This window comes from Mycobacterium sp. (assembly GCF_965277065.1).
Classification (GTDB): Bacteria; Actinomycetota; Actinomycetes; order Mycobacteriales; family Mycobacteriaceae; genus Mycobacterium.
Window position 1 is genome coordinate 61872 of sequence record NZ_CBDIBT010000013.1, and the last position, 16998, is coordinate 78869.

Sequence of the window (16998 nt, forward strand, 5' to 3'; positions counted from 1 at the left end):
TGTGCTGATGTTCGGGCTCGTCGTCATCGTTGTGCTGTTCGCCACCGTGATCGTGGGGACGGTGCTGGGCCGGCGCTACCGCGTGGGCCCGCCGGTGCTGCTGATCGGCCTCGGCGCGATGCTGGGTTTGATCCCCCAGTTCGGCCACGTCCGGCTCGACGGCGAAATCGTGCTGCTGCTGTTCCTGCCGGCAATTTTGTACTGGGAAAGTCTGAATACCAGCATCCGCGAAATCCGCGCCAACATGCGCGTCATCGTTTTGCTCAGCGTCGGGTTGGTGATTGCCAACGCCATCGCGGTGACCTGGACCGCGCGGGCCTTCGGGATGGAATCGCATGCCGCGGCGGTGCTCGGCGCCGTGCTCTCCCCGACGGACGCCGCCGCCGTCGCCGGTCTGGCGAAACGGCTGCCGCGCCGCACCCTGACCGTGCTCAAGGCGGAGAGCATCATCAACGACGGCACGGCGCTGGTCCTGTTCGGCGTCGCGGTCTCGGTGGCCATGGGTGGCGCGTCCGTAGGCCCGATCGACCTCACCGTCCGGTTCGTCGTGTCTTACCTGGGCGGCATTGCCGCCGGTCTGCTTATCGGCGGGCTGGTGACCCTAGCCCGAACCCGCCTAGACGCCCCCCAAGAAGAGGCGGCGCTCAGTCTGCTCACGCCGTTCGCCGCGTTCCTGCTCGCTAACGCGTTCGATTGCAGTGGCGTCGTCGCCGTCCTGGTGTGCGCCCTGATGCTCGCATACGCCTCGCCACGGGTGATCCGGGCTCGGTCCCGCCTGGTGTCGTTCGCATTCTGGGACATCGCAACGTTTCTGATCAACGGCGCGCTGTGGGTGTTCGTCGGGGTGCAGTTGCCCAGCGCGATCCGGAGCGCCAGCCGGATCGACCACGGCATTCACCACGCCATCGCGCTGGCGGTTGCCGTCACCGTCGTCGTGGTCGGAACCCGGCTGGTCTGGGGCGAGGCCACAACCTGGCTGATCCGCGCCGTCGACCGGCGCGAAGCGCAGCGTGAACGCCGAGTCGACTGGCGCCAGCGCATGGTGTCGGGGTGGGCCGGATTCCGCGGAGCCGTCTCACTGGCCGCGGCCTTAGCGGTCCCACTGACCACCCACAGCGGCACGCCTTTTCCCGATCGCAGCCTGATCATCTTCGTGGTGTCGTTCGTCATCCTGACAACCGTGATCGTCCAGGGCAGCACATTGCCCAGCATCGTCCGCTGGGCCAAGATCCCCGAGGACGAAGCCCACGCCGACGAATTGCGGCTGGCTCGTTGTGCCGGCGCGCAGGCCGCGCTCGACGCGCTGCCGTTGGTGGCCGCCGAACTCGGCATCAGCGACGAGCTGGAAAGCCGGATGAACGCGGAATACCAGAAGCATGCGGCACTGGTCAGGGCCAGTGACGACGGCGCGACCCGCGACGACGCCGAGGCGAAGAGTGACCTCATCCGACAAGTGCGCCTCGGCGTGCTCGAACACAAACGGCGGGCCATCACCGAGCTGCGCGACAAGCGCCGCATCGATGACATCGTCCTGCTTGAATTGCAGGCCTCGATGGACCTCGAAGAAGCGCGGCTGCTGGGACCGTCCGGCCCCGACTAGCCACATCCCTTATCGCGAAACGACTTTCGCGATGATCTGATTGGCGATGTCAACCGCGGAGTTCGCCGGGTTCGGGCTGCAGGTGTTGACGTCGACGACGACGTTGTTCTTCACCGCCAGCGCCCGACCGCACGCCCACCCGCCGGCTTTTGCTTCTTCCTGTGTCGACATCGCGCTCAACACATCGTTGTCGTCCGATATCTCCCCCACATCCCACTTCGTCCGGGACTGCGTGTGGATGTACTGGTGGCAGGCCGGCCAGCGCAGGGCCGAAGTGACGAAAAAGACATGGGCCTGCTTGACCGTCGGGAACAGCACCACCGCCTGCTCGGCGTAGTGATTGAAGCTGTCGCCGTCGTTGAGCTCCTGATCACGCACGCCGGTGAATCCACTGTTGGCGTACGTCCGCGCCTGTGCCGAACCGTCGATGGCCAGGCATTCGGCAGGCCGCATCGTGGCGCTATCGTCGGACATCGCGTCGTGCCTTCGGATCACCGCCATCCCCGTCGCACCCATCAGCGGATTGACTTGGGCGGGAGTAAGCAACAACGGGTCGAGTTCACGCTCAACCACCGGCCGCGGGATCAGCGACGTTATGGTCGTCGTCGACGTCTGATTGGCTTGATTGCTGCCGCCGCAGCCGGCGACGAACATCCCAACACCGGCCGCGACAAGCGTGGCCGCCAACTGGTGCATCTCCTCTTTCCCATCCCGTCGTCGCTCCGACCTGCTCGCGGTGTGACACCCCGCAGCGTTGCCGGTCAGAACCCGCGCGTTCAACCTTACCGTGACTTACCGCGGATAACCCCGAGCGGACACCGAGTGTCCGCTTCGCTCGGCACCGCGTGGGCGTTTGCGGAATATGCTTGCGACGCCCCGCACTTCGGCGCGTGATCTCCGGTGTTCACGGCTTGTTCAGCGAAAAGTCAGTGTTAGATCGTTGACCCCACACAAGGGCCGGTTGGACTGGTGAGCATGCGTGTCGTTCAGGTCGCGAACTTCTACGGGCCTCGCTCCGGCGGCCTTCGCACCGCCGTCGATCGATTGGGCGCGGAGTACTGCGCCGCGGGCCACGAAGTGGTGTTGATCGTCCCTGGACGCCATGCCGAGCACGCGCATCTGCCGACCGGCGTCAAGCGAATCACTGTTCCCGCCAGGCTGATTCCGTTCACCGGCGGATATCGCGCTGTGCTGCCCGGGCCGGTGCGGACGCTGCTGAAGGGTCTGCAGCCGGACACCCTGGAGGTGTCTGATCGGCTCACCCTGAGATCGCTGGGCCGATGGGGTCGCGACCACCGCGCGACGACCGTGATGATCTCGCATGAGCGTCTCGATCGCCTTGCGGGCCAGGTACTTCCACGCCGAACCGCGCGCCGGTTCGCCGACTTCGCCAATCGGCGCACGGCCGCCGACTACGACACCGTGGTCTGCACGACCGGTTTTGCGCGCGAGGAGTTCGACCGGATCGGCGCGACCAACACCGTCACCATTCCACTCGGCGTGGACCTGGAGACGTATCACCCGTCGCGCCGCTCGGCGGTGGTGCGTCAGCGCTGGGCCTCCCCCGGCGAGATCCTGCTGGTTCACTGCGGTCGGCTGTCGGTGGAAAAGCGGGCCGACCGCAGCATCGACGCCGTCGCGGCACTGCGCGAGGCGGGGGTGGCAGCCCGCCTGGTCGTGGTGGGTGACGGACCATTACGGGCCAGATTGCAGCGGCAGGCCGCGCGGCTGCCGATCGAGTTCACCGGTTTCATCTCCGATCGGCTCAGTGTCGCCGAGTTGCTGGCATCAGCCGACGTCGCGCTTGCTCCCGGACCACACGAAACCTTCGGGCTGGCTGCGCTGGAAGCGCTGGCCTGCGGGACACCGGCCGTGGTGTCGCGCACGTCGGCGCTCGGCGAGATCATCACCGCCGATTGCGGTGCGCTGGCCGACAACAATCCGGCAGCCATCGCCGAGGCGGTGGCCGCGGTGGTCGGCCGTCCCGAAAAGCTTCGCCGCTCCTGCGCGCGGCAACGCGCCGAGATGTTCACCTGGCAGCGGGCCGCGGTCGAGATGCTGAGCACGCTTGGGGCCGCCGCGCTGGACGACGACCCCGGCGACTCTCAGCACACCGCCTAGGAGTTGGCCGGGCCCACTTGGCCCGTCAGCGGGTTGACCTGCACGGTCATCGGGCCGCCGGGTGCCTTCCCCTGTGCCGCCGCACGCTGCTGCGCGGCTTGAGCCAGTGCGTTGACCACCGGGTTGTTCTTCGCCATCTCGCGGCGATCCTCGTCGGACAGCTCGTAAAACGACCACAGCCCCCACGCCGCAGGACGGACGTAAATCGTCACCTTCTGAAGCCGACGCTTGTTCGCCGAGAGCACCGCGGGCACGGCCACGACCCGGTCCAGGGTCGCTGAGCTGACCAGCTCCTGGGCGATCTTGTCCACGTCCACCCCGTCTTGGAGTTCGTAGACCATCGACTGGTGGGGTGTGTGGTGTGGGCCCTGGAGGGCCATGAACCACGCCATCCGCGTCTCCTTCGCTCGTGATTGTCAGCGCAACTGTAAAGGACGAGCGATAGCGGCAGTGCCGATTGGCTTTGCGGCTTGGGCTAATTCGTGTCGGGGAAGGCGACCTGGGCAGCGGGAGCACCGCGCGCGACAACCACCGGCATCGATGTCGAGGCGTTGGTCTGCAGAATCGTCTGCACCACTTCGATGAGATCTTCGACGGGCATCAGCTTGCCGGGCATGCAACCGCCGGACACCCACAGCGGGTAGGCCTTCATCGCCAGGTCCATATCCCAGCCTGCGTTCATCCCGGTTGCGGCGTCACCTTCGCCGCCCGCGCACTCGCCGACGATGAGGGACGTGAATCCGACGTCCGGGTGCTCGGCTCGCCAGGCTTCGACAAGTCGTTCCAGCGCGGCTTTGCTGACGCCGTAGGCGCCGAGGCCAGGCCACGGCGGCCCGAAGCTGCCGGCATCAGAGGAGAGGTAGACCGCCTTGCCGGCCGAGGCGGTCAGATGCGGAATCGCCGCCGCGGTCGCCAACGACGCGCCGATGACGTTGGTGTCGAAGATGCGCCGCCAGGTGTCGGCACCGGTGTCGACCATGCGGACCAGAGGGCTGATCGCGGGCGTGTAGACGAGGTTGTCGATCCCGCCCATCGCCTCGGCGGCTTGATCGAACGCCGAACGGCACGAATGTTCATCGGTAACATCACATTCGACGGCGATCGCATCCGCGCCCGCCTCCTCTGCCGCCGACTCGATACGCGCCCGACGCCGCGCCATCAGCGTGATCTGTCCGCCGCGCTGAGCCAGACCGATGCTGATACAACGCCCGAGCCCACTCGATGCCCCGACGACCACTGTCCGTGACATTTTCGCCCTCTCTTGTAACGTGCCCGCTGCAGGCACAGCGTATCGGCCGGCGCTCCGGCGTTCCATACGCAGGCCCATTTCCGGTTGGTCAGACCGGGGGTCCGGATAGTTGGCAGCAGGACGACGTGTGAGTTTAAGCACGTTTTCCCGGGGATAACCGCTACCCAACTACGAGGACTCGGTACGCCCTGCGTACCTCGATGGCGGGAGCGTAATCACAATGAGCAGCACCTCTTTCTCGGTCGCTGAGATCGGCTATGACGAGCGCGACTACGACAACTGGCTCGCCACACTGACTCAAGCCTCGGAGCGGCTTGATGTTCTGCAGACGGTGGTCAACGAACTGCGCCAGTTGTGCGAACACGCGGATGTGGTCCAGAGCCGCGAGGTCATCGACGTATTCGAGAAGCACGGGGCGGTCGGCTAGTCACCACATCGCGGCGGTCAGTACCGTGAACTAGATGAAGTATTTGGATGTCGACGGCGTCGGCAGCGTCAGTCGTATCGGCCTTGGCACCTGGCAGTTCGGATCCCGCGAGTGGGGCTACGGCGACAGCTACGCCTCCGGGCCCGCCGGCGACATCGTCCGTCGCGCCCGCGAGCTGGGCGTCAACTTCTTCGACACCGCCGAGGTGTACGGGCTGGGCAAGAGCGAACGGATTCTCGGCGACGCACTCGGCGACGAGCGCGATCAGGTTGTGGTGGCCAGCAAGATCTTTCCGGTCGCGCCGTTTCCCGCCATCGTGAAGCAACGTGAACGGGCCAGCGCCCGACGGCTGCAACTGGAGCGCATCCCGCTCTACCAAATCCACCAGCCCAACCCGGTGGTACCCGACGCGGTGATCATGCCGGGCATGCGCGATCTGCTCGACAGCGGCGCCATCGGCGCCGCGGGTGTCTCGAACTACTCGTTGTCCCGGTGGAAGCAGGCCGACGCGGCGCTTGGACGGCCGGTCATCAGCAACCAGGTGCATTTCTCGCTGGCCCACCCGCAGGCACTCAAGGGTCTGGTGCCGTTCGCCGAGCAGGAAAACCGCGTGGTGATCGCCTACAGTCCGCTGGCGCAGGGACTGTTGGGTGGCAAGTACGGCGTGGACAACCGGCCCGGCGGAGTCCGCGCAGTCAACTCGCTGTTCGGTACCGAGAACCTCCGCCGCATCGAGCCGCTGCTGCAGACGCTGCGCGACGTCGCCAACGAGGTTGGCGCCAAGCCCGCGCAGGTAGCGCTGGCCTGGCTGATCAACCTTCCCGGCGTGATCGCCATACCTGGTGCGTCCAGCGTCGAGCAACTCGAATTCAACGTCGCCGCAGCCGATATCGAACTGAGCGCAGACTCCCACGCGGCCCTGACCGACGCGGCACACAACTTCCGGCCGGTCTCCGCTAAACGCTTCCTCGCCGACGCGATCCGCGAGCGGCTCCACCTGCGCTAGTTCAAACTCACCAGGTGGTCGATCGAATCGATGGGAAGTTCACCGTCGACGTAGGCGGTGACCATCATGTTGTTCAAGTTGATCGAGCCTTTGTGGTTGTCCAGGAACGCGGTGTCGGCGGCGTCGCGTCCGGTGGCGATGCGCACCATCGACTGCCGCGGAGCCAGACATGTCGCATCGACGACACGCCACTCCCCCTCGACGAGCGCCTCGGCGACCGCATGGAAGTCCATCGGGTCGCATCCGGGTGCGTAGACCGCTACGAGTCGAGCCGGCACATTCACCGCACGCAGCAAGGCGATCACCAAGTGGGCGTAGTCGCGGCACACCCCCGCTCCCGCCAGCAGGGTGTCGGCGGCGCCGTCGATCGGGTCACTGGAGCCCGGCACGTAGTCCAGCCGCGCACCGACCCAGGCGGCGACTTTTTCGAGCAGTGTGGCCGAGTCGGTGTACTGCCCGAACTCGGTGGCCGCGAAGCCGAAGAACTTGTCGGCCTCGGCGTAACGGCTCGGCCGTAAATAGGTGATCACGTCGATGTCGCGGACCGGCGCGGGGTCGGCTTCACCGAGCACCGTCGCCTGATACGACAGGCTCACCGCACCCTCGCCGACGTCGATCGAATGGATCCGGGTGTCGTGCGGTCCGCTGATCTCGCGAGGCTGAAGTGGCTTGCCGTCCAACGTAATTGTCAGCGACTCGCGTACCTCCAGCCCCGGCAGCCGGGCGACCGCAATCTGGAATTCCAGCGTACTGGGTGCAGTGACCTGGACGTCGATCTGCGCGGCCACTTCCCGGCTGGCGACCGTCGTGACCGTCGCCTCGCTACCGTCGTTTTGGTCCCGCCATGAGGGCGCGCTCATATGGCCCCTTCGTTGTCGCAACAAATTGCGCCGAGACAATGGGCTGCCTTCGACCGATGTCCACGAATTTCTTCGCATACGCCATCGGCTGCGGACTCAACCAGGGCACAGACTTCCTCGCCAGCGTACCGCGCGGCCAGATTTCAAGCCTTCAGAGGACGTACAGCATCTCCTGATAAGTGGGCAGCGGCCACAAGTCGTCGGCCACAATGGCTTCCAGCGCATCGGCGGCGGCACGCACCGCTTCCATCGCCGGCAGCAACTCGTGTTGAGCATGCTTCGCTTCGTCGAGCGCCGACTCCGCCGAGTCATGAGCCAGCGCTGTCTTCAGCGTCTCCAGCCCCGCGGTGAGGTCGGAGATCGGACCCGAAACCGCCTCCAGCGCAGCGGTGTTCGACTCCACGCCGGCGGCCTTGAGAGCCGCGACGTTCTGGGCGAGCTCGGTCTGGTAGCGGATTGCGGCTGGCAGGATGACGGTCGTCCCGAGTTCCAGCGACAGCTTCGCTTCGACCGCGACGGTCAGCACGTACTGCTCCAACTGGACCTCGTAGCGGCTGTGCAACTCGCGCTCGTTGAACACCGAGTACTTGTCGAAGAGTTCTACTGCCTCGGGAGTGATCAGCTCACCGACCGCATCCAAGGTGGTTTTCAGGTTCGGCAAGCCTCGCTCGGCCGCCTCGATCTGCCACTGCTCGGAATAGCCGTCGCCGTTGTAGACCACGTCACCGTGTTCGGTGATGACCTCGGTGAGCAGTGCCTGCACTGCCTTGTCGAAGTCCTCGCCCTCGCCGACAGCCTTCTCCAGCTGGGTGGCCAGGTAGTCCAGCGAGTCCGCCATGATCGTATTGATGATGATCAACGGCACGGCAACCGTCTGTCCGGAGCCAGGCGCCCGGAATTCGAACCGGTTGCCGGTGAACGCGAACGGGCTGGTGCGGTTGCGGTCACCCGGGTCGGTCGGCAGCGCGGGAAGTGTATCGACACCAATGATCATGGTGCCCTTACCCTTTGACGACGTCGCTGCGCCCTTGGCGATCTGCTCGAAGACGTCGGCGAGCTGCTCGCCGAGGAAAATCGAGATGATCGCCGGCGGTGCCTCGTTGGCGCCCAAGCGGTGGTCGTTGGTGGCGGAAGCCACCGACACCCGGAGCAGTCCGGCGAACTTGTGTACGGCGCGGATCACCGCGGCGCAGAACACCAGGAACTGAGCGTTCTCGTGCGGCGTGTCACCCGGAACCAACAGCGATCCCAGCTCGGAGTTACCCAACGAGAAGTTGACGTGCTTGCCGGAGCCATTGACGCCGGCGAACGGCTTCTCGTGGAACAAGCATTCCATGCCGTGCTTTTTGGCCAGCGTCTTGAAGATCGTCATCGTCAGTTGCTGGTGGTCGGAAGCGATGTTGGCCCGCTCGAACATCGGAGCCAGCTCGAACTGTCCGGGCGCCACCTCGTTGTGCCGGGTCTTGGCGGGGATACCGAGTTTGAATAGCTCACGCTCGGTGTCCATCATGAAGCCGAGGACACGCTCGGGAACCGCCCCGAAATAGTGGTCGTCGAACTCCTGGCCCTTGGGCGGCTTGGCGCCGAACACCGTGCGGCCCGCGTTGATGAGGTCCGGTCGCGCCAGGAAGAAGTGTCGATCGACCAGGAAGTACTCCTGCTCGGGTCCGCAGAACGACACGACGTGGTTGAGATCCTTGTGGCCGAACAACTTCAGGACACGCTCGGCGTGCTTACCCATCGCTTGCTGGCTGCGTAGCAGCGGAGTCTTGTAGTCCAGTGCCTCACCGGTCATCGAGACGAACACCGTTGGGATGCACAGTGTGTTGCCGTTCGGGTTCTCCAGGATGTAGGCCGGGCTGGTGGCGTCCCAGCCGGTGTAGCCGCGCGCCTCGAAGGTGCTGCGCAGGCCGCCCGACGGGAAGCTGGAGGCGTCGGGCTCACCCTGGATGAGGGTCTTGCCGGCGAACTCCGCGAACGTGGTCCCGTCACCCACCGGATCCAGGAAGCTGTCGTGCTTTTCGGCGGTCAGGCCGGTCATCGGGTAGAACACGTGGGCGTAGTGCGTGGCGCCTTTCTCCAGTGCCCAATCCTTCATCGCCAGCGCGACAGCATCGGCAACCGCAGGGTCAAGCTTGGTGCCTTTTTCCATCGTCGCGACGATGGACTTGTACACCGACTTGGGCAGCCGCGCCTGCATCTCGGCCTTGGTGAAGACGTTGGCGCCGAAAACCTCGCCCGGTTCTTCGCCAGGTACGAAACTGACGGTCGGAGGGACATACGCCTCGACGTTGTTGATTGCCTGAAGACGTGTTGAATTTCCGCTCAATTGAGTCCCTATCGCCGCGATGCATCGCATCGGATTTGCCAGTTGTTGCTGGGCTGACACTAGGGACGGTCGGTTCCGGGAATGTTACGCGGCTGTCAAACTCTGATGGCAGCGATCTTGTTTGCCGTCCAGGTGTTGTGTGCTGGGGCGACTATCGCCCGAAGCGGCCAGCGAACCCGCGTAACGGCAGGTCAGCGCCGGAATCCAACTCTGGTGGCGCCGCGACCACGCCCTTGCCCGCCAACCGACCTTCATCGAGTCCTCCTGCTTCAGAGACCGCGATAAAGATGCTGCGGGACATCTCACGGTGTTGCGCGGTGCTCACGTGTGGACGGAGGTATTTTGCCCTTGCAATAGTCAATCTTCGATAGGTAGGACAAGGCCCATGAAGGGCTTATGGACACCGTGCGTGGCGCTGACACTCGTCATCGCGGGGATGGCAACGAACATCGCTGTCGCCACGGCCGCGGGCATCACGTACACCGTCGAACCATTTGATTACGACTCTGTCGGTTCTATGACCATGTCGGTGACCCAGAAGCAGCTGGGGGGCAGATTATGTCCGTGCATCAAGGTGCCCTATCCCGCTGACGGCCTTCACAATGACGCAGGAGTAGCGGCATTAGTCGGTACCGCTTTGCATCCCGGAGACACCGTCCTCGGCTTTAGCCTGGGATCACAAGTGATCTCGCTGTACCTGGCGCAGAACACGCCCCCGCCCGGTGTACGGTTCGTGCTGCTGGGCGACACATTTGCGCGTAACGACCAGCTTGTCTCGCACGGGCAGGGCATTCCTCCCGGTGTCGCAAACAAAGTGCTCTTGGTAGCCCGTCAATATGACGGATGGAGTGACTCACCCACTGTCACAGATTCGCCCAACTATGCGCTAGCAACACAAAACGCCCAAATAGGCGCCGCCACTATTCATGACTACGTCAAAGCTCGGCTCGATGACCCTGCCAACCTCGCAACCACTCGCGGCAATATCACAGCGGTACTCATCCCGACGCAACACCTACCGCTCAATCGAACGAAGCGGATGCTCGGGTCTGACTCGGCAATCGACGAACTAGACGAGCAGCAACGCCCGCTCATTGACAGCGCTTACGACCGACCGAGTCCGACCGCCGAGCAACTGGCCGCATCTACCGGCGAACAGGCCTAGAGCCTGCATTCTTCGGGGAGTTGCAGCGTTGCGACTATAGGATTCGGACTTGAATACCTTCTACCCTGCCCGGAATTCTTCCTCAACTTTTTTCCCGATATCGGGATCGACATTGCGCCAGTACTCAAACACCCTCGACAGAACAGGCTCTTTCACACCCTTGGAGACGTGTCCAACGATGTTGTGCACCAATCGGTCTCGCGCATCGTCATCGAGAACCTCACGCACCAGGGTTCCGGCCTGTCCCCAGTCGTCGTCCTCCGGCCGCAAGGTATAGGCGGCGCGGACCAGCTCGCCGTCGGCTTGCCAGCGGATCTCGGCAGCGCGCGCCGGATCCGCGTGCGGCCCGCCGTAGGAGTTGGGCGCGTACACCGGATCGGTGACGTTCTTGATCCGCATTGCCCCGTCCTTGGAATAGCTGTTGACCTCCACGTGCGGCGAATTGACCGGTATCTGCTTGTAATTGGTGCCCAGCCGGGCGCGGTGCGCGTCGGAGTAGGAGAAGCCGCGGGCCAGCAGCATCTTGTCCGGACTCAGACCGGTACCGGGCACCATGTTGTTCGGCTCGAACGCGGCTTGCTCGATCTCGGTGTGGTAGTCGGTGACGTTGCGGTCGAGCGTCAGCTTGCCGACGTCGATCAGGGGATAGTCGCTGTGCGGCCACACCTTGGTCAGGTCGAAGGGGTTGTACCGGTAGGACTTGGCGTCTTCGAACGGCATGATCTGCATCTTCAACGTCCAACTGGGGAAGTTGCCGCCGTCGATCGCGTCGTAGAGGTCGCGCTGGTGGTAATCGCCGTCCTCGCCGGCTAACTGGTCGCCTTCATCTTGGGTCAGGAAGTCGATGCCCTGATCGCTGATGAAGTGGTACTTCACCCAGAATATTTCGTCAGCGGCGTTGATCCAGCTGTAGGTGTGGCTGCTGTAGCCGTTCATCTGTCGCCAGCTCTTGGGGATACCGCGGTCCCCCATCAACCAGGTCACCTGATGGGCGGATTCGGGTGTCAGCGTCCAGAAGTCCCACTGCATGTTGTTGTCGCGCAAGTTGGTTGCCTGCATGCGCTTCTGCGAACGGATGAAGTGCTGAAACTTCATCGGGTCACGCATGAAAAAGACCGGCGTGTTGTTGCCGACCATGTCGAAGTTGCCCTCCGACGTGTAGAACTTCAACGAAAATCCGCGCGGGTCGCGCCAGGTGTCTGGGCTCCCCCGCTCGCCGGCGACGGTGGAAAAGCGGATCAGCGTGTCAGTCTTGATGCCGGGTTGGAATACCGCAGCCCTGGTGAATGTGCTGATGTCGTGGGTCACCTCGAAGTGGCCGAACGCGCCACCACCCTTGGCGTGCGGTTGGCGTTCCGGGATGCGCTCCCGATTGAACTGCGCCATCTGCTCGATCAGGTAGTGGTCCTGCAACAGGATGGGGCCATCGGGGCCAACCGTCAGCGATTGTTTGTCGCTCGGGGCCGGGGCACCGCCGTCAGTCGTGGTGTATCGCTCAGTCATGAATGCCTCCTCGTCGTGCAGCGGCGCGCATGGACTTGGCGGCGCCGCTGTGAGGTAGGTACCCACATCGAACGAGAAATAGCCGTCGCTACACCGATCGTCCGATGTTGACCGGATCTAGCCGGCTGCGCCCGCCCATGCCGACGGGAGCTTTGCCCTCGACGCGTTGGGGCATTAGCGTCAGATTGCGGCGGTGCCGCCGTCGACGTTCAGCAACTGGCCGTTGAGATAGCTGGAGTCGTCGGACGCCAGAAAGAGTGCGACGCTCGCCAACTCGTCGGGATAGCCCATCTCGCCCCGGGGGATTAGAGACTCCAACTGCTCCCTCGTTTCGGCGTCGAGCACGTCCATCATCGGTGTCGAGACCTGGCCAGGGCTCAGGACGTTCACGCGGATCCGCCTGTCCTTGAGTTCGGTGACCCAAACCCGTGCGTACGCGTGCAGGACAGCCTTGCTTCCCGCATACACAGTCCAGCCAGGCCAACCCTTGATCGATGCGATCGACGCGGTCAAGACAATCGACGCACCGTCGTTCAGAAGCGGCAGAGCCTTCTGCACCGTGAACAATGTGCCTCGCGCATTGAGTCCGAAGGTCTGGTCGAAGTGCTCCTCAGTGATGTCGCCGAGCTTGACTGCCTCGCCCGTTCCGGCGTTCGCGTACAGCACGTCGATGCTGCCCTTCTCGGCCTTCACCGTCTCGAAGAGTCGGTCGAGGTCCCCCAGGTTGGCGGCATCGCCTTGCACGCCGGTCACGTTGCGGCCAATCGCCACGACAGCCTTGTCCAGCGAGTCCTGTCGTCGACCCGTGATGAAGACGTAGGCCCCCTCGTCCACGAACAACTTCGCGCTGGCCAAGGCCATACCGCTGGTGGCCCCGGTAATCACCGCAACCTTGCCGTCTAGCTTTCCCATGACTGCTCCGTTCTCGAATTCGTCTCGTCAGAGTGCATATCAGTCGACGAAGCTACCGATTCAGTTCTCATTGTGGCGTTGCAACTTCTCCGTGCACTCGCCGTATTCCTGGGGTCGCCGCGCCGGCGGCCAGGTCTCAGGATTTGACTGCTTCGGCCGAAAGAAGCGCCTGCAACGTCTCGCGCAGCTCGTCAAATCGCTCCTCCCCCAGCGACTTGCGCCAGCGCCTCTCCCCGTCAAGCGCATGAGACGGCACCAACGCGCAACGCCTGACGGCCTCGCGGGGCGAGCTCGATCATGCGCGGGTCGACTCGCTGTGGGCAACGTCGTGGACGATGGGATGCATGCCCGAAGGCGACACCGTCTACGCGCTTGCCCGCCGGCTGGACACCGCCTTGCGAGGTCGCGTCCTGACCCACGGCGAGCTGCGTGTGCCAGCACATGCCACCGCGGACCTCGCCGGTCTGACCGTCCTCGAACACGTCACGCACGGCAAGCATCTGCTGATCCGGTTGTCGAGCGATCTCACGTTGCACACCCATCTGCTGATGTCCGGATCGTGGACGGTTTCTGGCCGGACGCTGGTTGCCAAAAGCTGTCATGCCCGACGTCCGAATCGTACTGCGAACGGATGGCCCGGCAGCTTACGGCGTGAAAATACCGATCGTCGAGTTGCTGCGCACCCGCGATGAGAACGACGTCGTCGGCTATCTGGGACCAGACCCGCTGCGTGACGACTGGGACGTCGCCGAGGCGGCCCGGCGGCTCGGCGACGATCCCGACCGGCCACTCGTGGCGGCGCTGCTCGACCAGCGGTGCGTGGCCGGATTCGGCAATCTGTGGGTCAACGAACTGTGTTTTATTCGCGGGCACAATCCCTGGACGCCGGTAGGAACGATCGACGTCACGGCGCTGCTCGAACTTGGGGCACGGGCGTTGCGTCATTCGGCCAGTGTTCCGGGCGCGATGCAGGTGACGACGGGCGTACGGCGTAAAGGCGAGCAGCACTGGGTGGCCGGGCGCTCTGGACGCCCGTGTTTACGTTGCGGCACAACGGTTCGCGTGGTCGCCGAGGTCACCAATGATCCCGAACGACGCCGCACCTGGTGGTGTCCGACTTGCCAGCCGGGTCCGGACGTAGACAAATCCAAACGACCTGATGACACGTAGGTCGCGGGCCTTCTGGCCGTTTCACCGCTCCACCTCAAGCGCATTGGTTCACCGTGAAAACGTCGTGAGCGGCGCCGTCCGTCAGCCGATTTTTCGGGTCAGGAAATCGTGGATCAGCGGGAACACTTCGTCAGCCCGGTCCTCGAGCAGGAAATGTCCGCTGTCAAAGACGTGAAACTCGACGTCGTGCAGATCGCGCTTGTACGGGTGGGCGCCTTCCGCCGGGAAGATCATGTCGTTGGCGCCCCACACGACGAGGGTGGGCGGCTGCTTGGCCCGCAACCATTGCTGCACAGCCGGATACAGCGCAGGGTTGGTGCCGTAGTCGAGGAAGTAGTCGAGCTGGATCTCGTCGTTGCCCGGTCGGTCCAGTAGCGCCTGATCGGCGACCCAGTTGTCGGGCGAGATGCGCGACGGGTTGGCCATCCCGTCGAGGTATTGGAATTTCGTCGACGCCAGGGTGACGAGAGAGCGTAGAGCATCCCGATTCTCCGGGCTCGGATCGGCCCAGTATTTTTTGATCGGCACCCAGAACGCGTTGTCCAGGCCCTCGTCGTAGGCGTTGCCGTTCTGCACGACCAGGGCGGTGATCGCGTCGGGGTTCGCAAGGGCCAGCCGCCATGCTGCGGGGGCGCCGTAGTCGAAGACGTTGACCGCGTAACGGGTAATGCCGAGCTTCGTCAACAGCTTCTCGACGAGTTGAGCAGCCGCATCGAAGGTGTAGGAGAACTCCGCGCGATCAGGAGAGCCGCTCTGCCCGAACCCCGGGAGGTCCGGTGCGATCACATGGAAACGATCCGCGAGGTACGGGATCAGGTTCCGGAACATGTGCGACGAGGTCGGGAATCCGTGCAGCAGAAGCACGACGGGAGCGTCGCTCGGGCCGGCCTCGCGGTAGAACAGCTCGAATCCGTCCAGGTTGGCGACCTCGTACTGAACGACGGGAACAGATGGCGCGGTGGTCATAAGGGTTCTCCTTGAAGTTGTTCCTGGGCGGCAGAGATCGAGCATACCTACCTTAAGGTATGTTCGCAACCCTGGAGGTAGGTATGGTGGCTGATACCATCGCTGACGTGGACAGCAAGCAGAAAATTGTCGACTCCGCGAAGCGGATGTTCTGGCAGCACGGCTATTCGACGACCAGCCCGCGACAGGTGATGGCCGACTCCGGAGTCAGCCAGGGCAGCTTCTACCACCACTTCCCGAACAAGCCCGAACTCGGCCGGGAGGTCGTCGAGGCGAATGGACGCGACGTGCTGGACGCCGTGCAGGCGGCCATGGACGGACTGCCGACGGGGCGCGACCGGCTGGCCGCTTTCCTGGGATGCGCGAGCGAGGCACTCGACGGCTGTCGGGTCGGCGGCTTTGCTTACGACGCAGGCATTTTGGCCGAACCAGAACTTCGGGAAAGCCTGGAATCCGTCTTCACGCAGCTGGCACACGTAGTCGAAGAGACGGTGCGGGAAGGCCAGGCAGACGGCTCGCTGCTGTCCGGACTGGACCCGAGGAAGACCGCCGCCGCCCTTGTCGCGGTCGTGGAGGGGGCGTTCGTGACTGCACGCGCTACCGGACGGCAGAGCTCCGCCGATGACGCGACCGCCGGCGCGCTCGCGTTGCTCTCCGGTGCCTGATCACGCCGCCTGCCGAGCACACCGGACGTCAAACTGCCAGCGTGTTGGTAGGTGTGGCGGCAACGTCGGCCGTGATCCCGATGGGACACTGACGGGTATGCGCATGGCCGATGCCGACGATCTCGTCGCCGTTGACGTGTTCAACGCTGCCCAGGTGACCGGCGAACCGCTCACCATGACGCTCGTCAAGCACGTGGTCGATGACCTGCTCACTCACTCACCCGAGTGTGACTGCGGACATTGCGAGGCCGCGGCGATAGCGCGCCTCAAGGACGTGTGGGACATCGCCTCGGGTTGGCAGAAAGCCGTTGCCACTGACATCAAGACCCGCGCAACGCGTTAGCTACGGCGCCCAGATAGACTGGGGCACAGCGCCTTTGGAACTTTGATGATTTTGACACGCGTGACTCTCACGGTTACCGGCACCGCTGACGGCGAATGGCGCGCGGAGCTCAAGCAGGGCAACAGTTACCTGGCGCGTAACCTCGTGGTCGCGGCCGCCGCGGTCTCCCGTGCGGCCAAGGAACTGCATGAGGACCTCTCCAACCCGATCAACGAGGTCATCGAAGAGGCACGCTCGCAGCAGGCCGCCAGGGTCGCCGCGCTGGAAGCCGAATTAGATGCCGCCCGTAAGGTCCTCGCCGATCTGGACTGAGCGGAGCGGATCCTTGCGCCAGCGGCGTGCCGCTCCGTCCGGAGACCAGGCCGGTATACCCTTGGACCCGATGACGACACTGGCCCTCAACATCCGGAATGCTGCTGCAATCACCGCTGCAGCACTGGGCCTCGGTGCCTCGCTGGTATTTGGGTCCGCCGGCACGGCTCACGCCCACGGAACTTTTACGGTGCCACAACCGGTGCCCCGCGCGCCGCTGGTACACGGCCACCACGGACCGTTCTCCGTCCTGCACCAAGGACCGTTTTCCGTCCTTCGCCAGGCAAGGTAGGGCGGGGCTCGAATCCGTGACCAAGGGATTAGCAATCCTCAGATCCTGATAGTCCCTGTTATTGCCCGTTCTTGTTGT

The 16998-nt window shown here is 64.1% G+C and carries 19 protein-coding genes and 1 pseudogene; 11 read left to right on the forward strand and 9 right to left on the reverse strand.

Annotation, left to right across the window (positions count from 1 at the left end; genetic code table 11):
• Nucleotides 1–7 precede the first annotated feature (7 nt).
• On the forward strand, nucleotides 8–1600 hold the full coding sequence (locus tag ACQY5A_RS02360; RefSeq protein WP_428338765.1) for a Na+/H+ antiporter: 1593 nt from the start codon (nucleotides 8–10) through the stop codon (nucleotides 1598–1600).
• A gap of 9 nt (nucleotides 1601–1609) precedes the next feature.
• On the opposite strand, the gene ACQY5A_RS02365 is transcribed toward ACQY5A_RS02360, so the two are convergent.
• Nucleotides 1610–2296 carry a sensor domain-containing protein gene (locus ACQY5A_RS02365; RefSeq protein ID WP_428338766.1) on the reverse strand — a complete coding sequence of 229 codons (687 nt, stop codon included), beginning with the start codon at nucleotides 2294–2296 and terminating at the stop codon, nucleotides 1610–1612.
• A gap of 279 nt (nucleotides 2297–2575) precedes the next feature.
• On the opposite strand from ACQY5A_RS02365, the gene ACQY5A_RS02370 reads away from it, so the two are divergent.
• Entirely contained in the window at nucleotides 2576–3721 is a 1146-nt protein-coding gene (locus ACQY5A_RS02370; RefSeq protein WP_428338835.1) for a glycosyltransferase, read from the forward strand.
• Here ACQY5A_RS02370 and ACQY5A_RS02375 read toward each other — a convergent pair.
• Together ACQY5A_RS02375 and ACQY5A_RS02380 are read right to left on the reverse strand one after the other, a co-directional pair.
• Nucleotides 3718–4113 carry a hypothetical protein gene (locus ACQY5A_RS02375; protein WP_428338767.1) on the reverse strand — a complete coding sequence of 132 codons (396 nt, stop codon included), beginning with the start codon at nucleotides 4111–4113 and terminating at the stop codon, nucleotides 3718–3720. The genes ACQY5A_RS02370 and ACQY5A_RS02375 overlap by 4 nt on opposite strands.
• Nucleotides 4114–4196: 83 nt before the next feature.
• A complete protein-coding gene (locus tag ACQY5A_RS02380) occupies nucleotides 4197–4958 on the reverse strand; it encodes an SDR family oxidoreductase (protein WP_428338836.1) in 762 nt (253 codons plus the stop codon).
• Between the two features lie 232 nt (nucleotides 4959–5190).
• Here ACQY5A_RS02380 and ACQY5A_RS02385 point away from each other — a divergent pair, with 232 nt between their 5' ends.
• Both ACQY5A_RS02385 and ACQY5A_RS02390 read left to right on the forward strand, forming a co-directional pair.
• Nucleotides 5191–5397: a hypothetical protein gene (locus ACQY5A_RS02385; protein ID WP_428338768.1), complete on the forward strand. Its 207-nt coding sequence runs from the start codon at nucleotides 5191–5193 to the stop codon at nucleotides 5395–5397.
• A gap of 34 nt (nucleotides 5398–5431) precedes the next feature.
• On the forward strand, nucleotides 5432–6403 hold the full coding sequence (locus ACQY5A_RS02390) for an aldo/keto reductase (protein ID WP_428338769.1): 972 nt from the start codon (nucleotides 5432–5434) through the stop codon (nucleotides 6401–6403).
• Here the strand turns inward: ACQY5A_RS02390 and ACQY5A_RS02395 are convergent.
• The 3 genes from ACQY5A_RS02395 to ACQY5A_RS02405 form a co-directional block, all read right to left on the reverse strand.
• A complete protein-coding gene (locus ACQY5A_RS02395; RefSeq protein ID WP_428338770.1) occupies nucleotides 6400–7263 on the reverse strand; it encodes a transglutaminase-like domain-containing protein in 864 nt (287 codons plus the stop codon). The genes ACQY5A_RS02390 and ACQY5A_RS02395 overlap by 4 nt on opposite strands.
• Nucleotides 7264–7414: 151 nt before the next feature.
• Nucleotides 7415–9592 carry a glutamine synthetase III gene (locus tag ACQY5A_RS02400; RefSeq protein WP_428338771.1) on the reverse strand — a complete coding sequence of 726 codons (2178 nt, stop codon included), beginning with the start codon at nucleotides 9590–9592 and terminating at the stop codon, nucleotides 7415–7417.
• A 151-nt stretch (nucleotides 9593–9743) separates the two neighbouring features.
• Complete coding sequence (locus ACQY5A_RS02405) at nucleotides 9744–9917, reverse strand: hypothetical protein (RefSeq protein WP_428338772.1); 174 nt, start codon at nucleotides 9915–9917, stop codon at nucleotides 9744–9746.
• Between the two features lie 84 nt (nucleotides 9918–10001).
• Here ACQY5A_RS02405 and ACQY5A_RS02410 point away from each other — a divergent pair, with 84 nt between their 5' ends.
• Complete coding sequence (locus tag ACQY5A_RS02410) at nucleotides 10002–10757, forward strand: PE-PPE domain-containing protein (RefSeq protein ID WP_428338773.1); 756 nt, start codon at nucleotides 10002–10004, stop codon at nucleotides 10755–10757.
• 60 nt (nucleotides 10758–10817) lie between these two features.
• Here ACQY5A_RS02410 and ACQY5A_RS02415 read toward each other — a convergent pair whose 3' ends face one another.
• Together ACQY5A_RS02415 and ACQY5A_RS02420 are read right to left on the reverse strand one after the other, a co-directional pair.
• Nucleotides 10818–12260 carry a catalase gene (locus tag ACQY5A_RS02415; protein ID WP_428338774.1) on the reverse strand — a complete coding sequence of 481 codons (1443 nt, stop codon included), beginning with the start codon at nucleotides 12258–12260 and terminating at the stop codon, nucleotides 10818–10820.
• 180 nt (nucleotides 12261–12440) lie between these two features.
• Nucleotides 12441–13172: an SDR family NAD(P)-dependent oxidoreductase gene (locus ACQY5A_RS02420; RefSeq protein WP_428338775.1), complete on the reverse strand. Its 732-nt coding sequence runs from the start codon at nucleotides 13170–13172 to the stop codon at nucleotides 12441–12443.
• A gap of 344 nt (nucleotides 13173–13516) precedes the next feature.
• Between ACQY5A_RS02420 and ACQY5A_RS02425 the strand changes: the two genes are divergently transcribed.
• A complete protein-coding gene (locus tag ACQY5A_RS02425) occupies nucleotides 13517–13864 on the forward strand; it encodes a DNA-formamidopyrimidine glycosylase family protein (protein WP_428338776.1) in 348 nt (115 codons plus the stop codon).
• Nucleotides 13824–14342, forward strand: a complete 519-nt coding sequence (locus tag ACQY5A_RS02430; protein WP_428338777.1) for a hypothetical protein — start codon at nucleotides 13824–13826, stop codon at nucleotides 14340–14342. The genes ACQY5A_RS02425 and ACQY5A_RS02430 overlap by 41 nt, the downstream gene beginning before the upstream one ends.
• An 81-nt stretch (nucleotides 14343–14423) precedes the next feature.
• On the opposite strand, the gene ACQY5A_RS02435 is transcribed toward ACQY5A_RS02430, so the two are convergent.
• Nucleotides 14424–15308: an alpha/beta fold hydrolase gene (locus ACQY5A_RS02435; RefSeq protein WP_428338778.1), complete on the reverse strand. Its 885-nt coding sequence runs from the start codon at nucleotides 15306–15308 to the stop codon at nucleotides 14424–14426.
• An 86-nt stretch (nucleotides 15309–15394) separates the two neighbouring features.
• On the opposite strand from ACQY5A_RS02435, the gene ACQY5A_RS02440 reads away from it, so the two are divergent.
• The 4 genes and pseudogenes from ACQY5A_RS02440 to ACQY5A_RS02455 all read left to right on the forward strand — a co-directional run bounded on the left by ACQY5A_RS02440 (nucleotide 15395) and on the right by ACQY5A_RS02455 (nucleotide 16920).
• Complete coding sequence (locus tag ACQY5A_RS02440) at nucleotides 15395–15973, forward strand: TetR/AcrR family transcriptional regulator (RefSeq protein ID WP_428338779.1); 579 nt, start codon at nucleotides 15395–15397, stop codon at nucleotides 15971–15973.
• A 97-nt stretch (nucleotides 15974–16070) separates the two neighbouring features.
• The gene (locus ACQY5A_RS02445; protein ID WP_428338780.1) at nucleotides 16071–16316 is read left to right on the forward strand and encodes a hypothetical protein; all 246 of its coding nucleotides are present in this window, start codon (nucleotides 16071–16073) and stop codon (nucleotides 16314–16316) included.
• A 60-nt stretch (nucleotides 16317–16376) separates the two neighbouring features.
• Nucleotides 16377–16628, forward strand: a pseudogene (locus tag ACQY5A_RS02450) (DUF6319 family protein); the annotation flags it as partial.
• 70 nt (nucleotides 16629–16698) lie between these two features.
• The gene (locus ACQY5A_RS02455) at nucleotides 16699–16920 is read left to right on the forward strand and encodes a hypothetical protein (protein WP_428338781.1); all 222 of its coding nucleotides are present in this window, start codon (nucleotides 16699–16701) and stop codon (nucleotides 16918–16920) included.
• Nucleotides 16921–16998 lie beyond the last annotated feature (78 nt).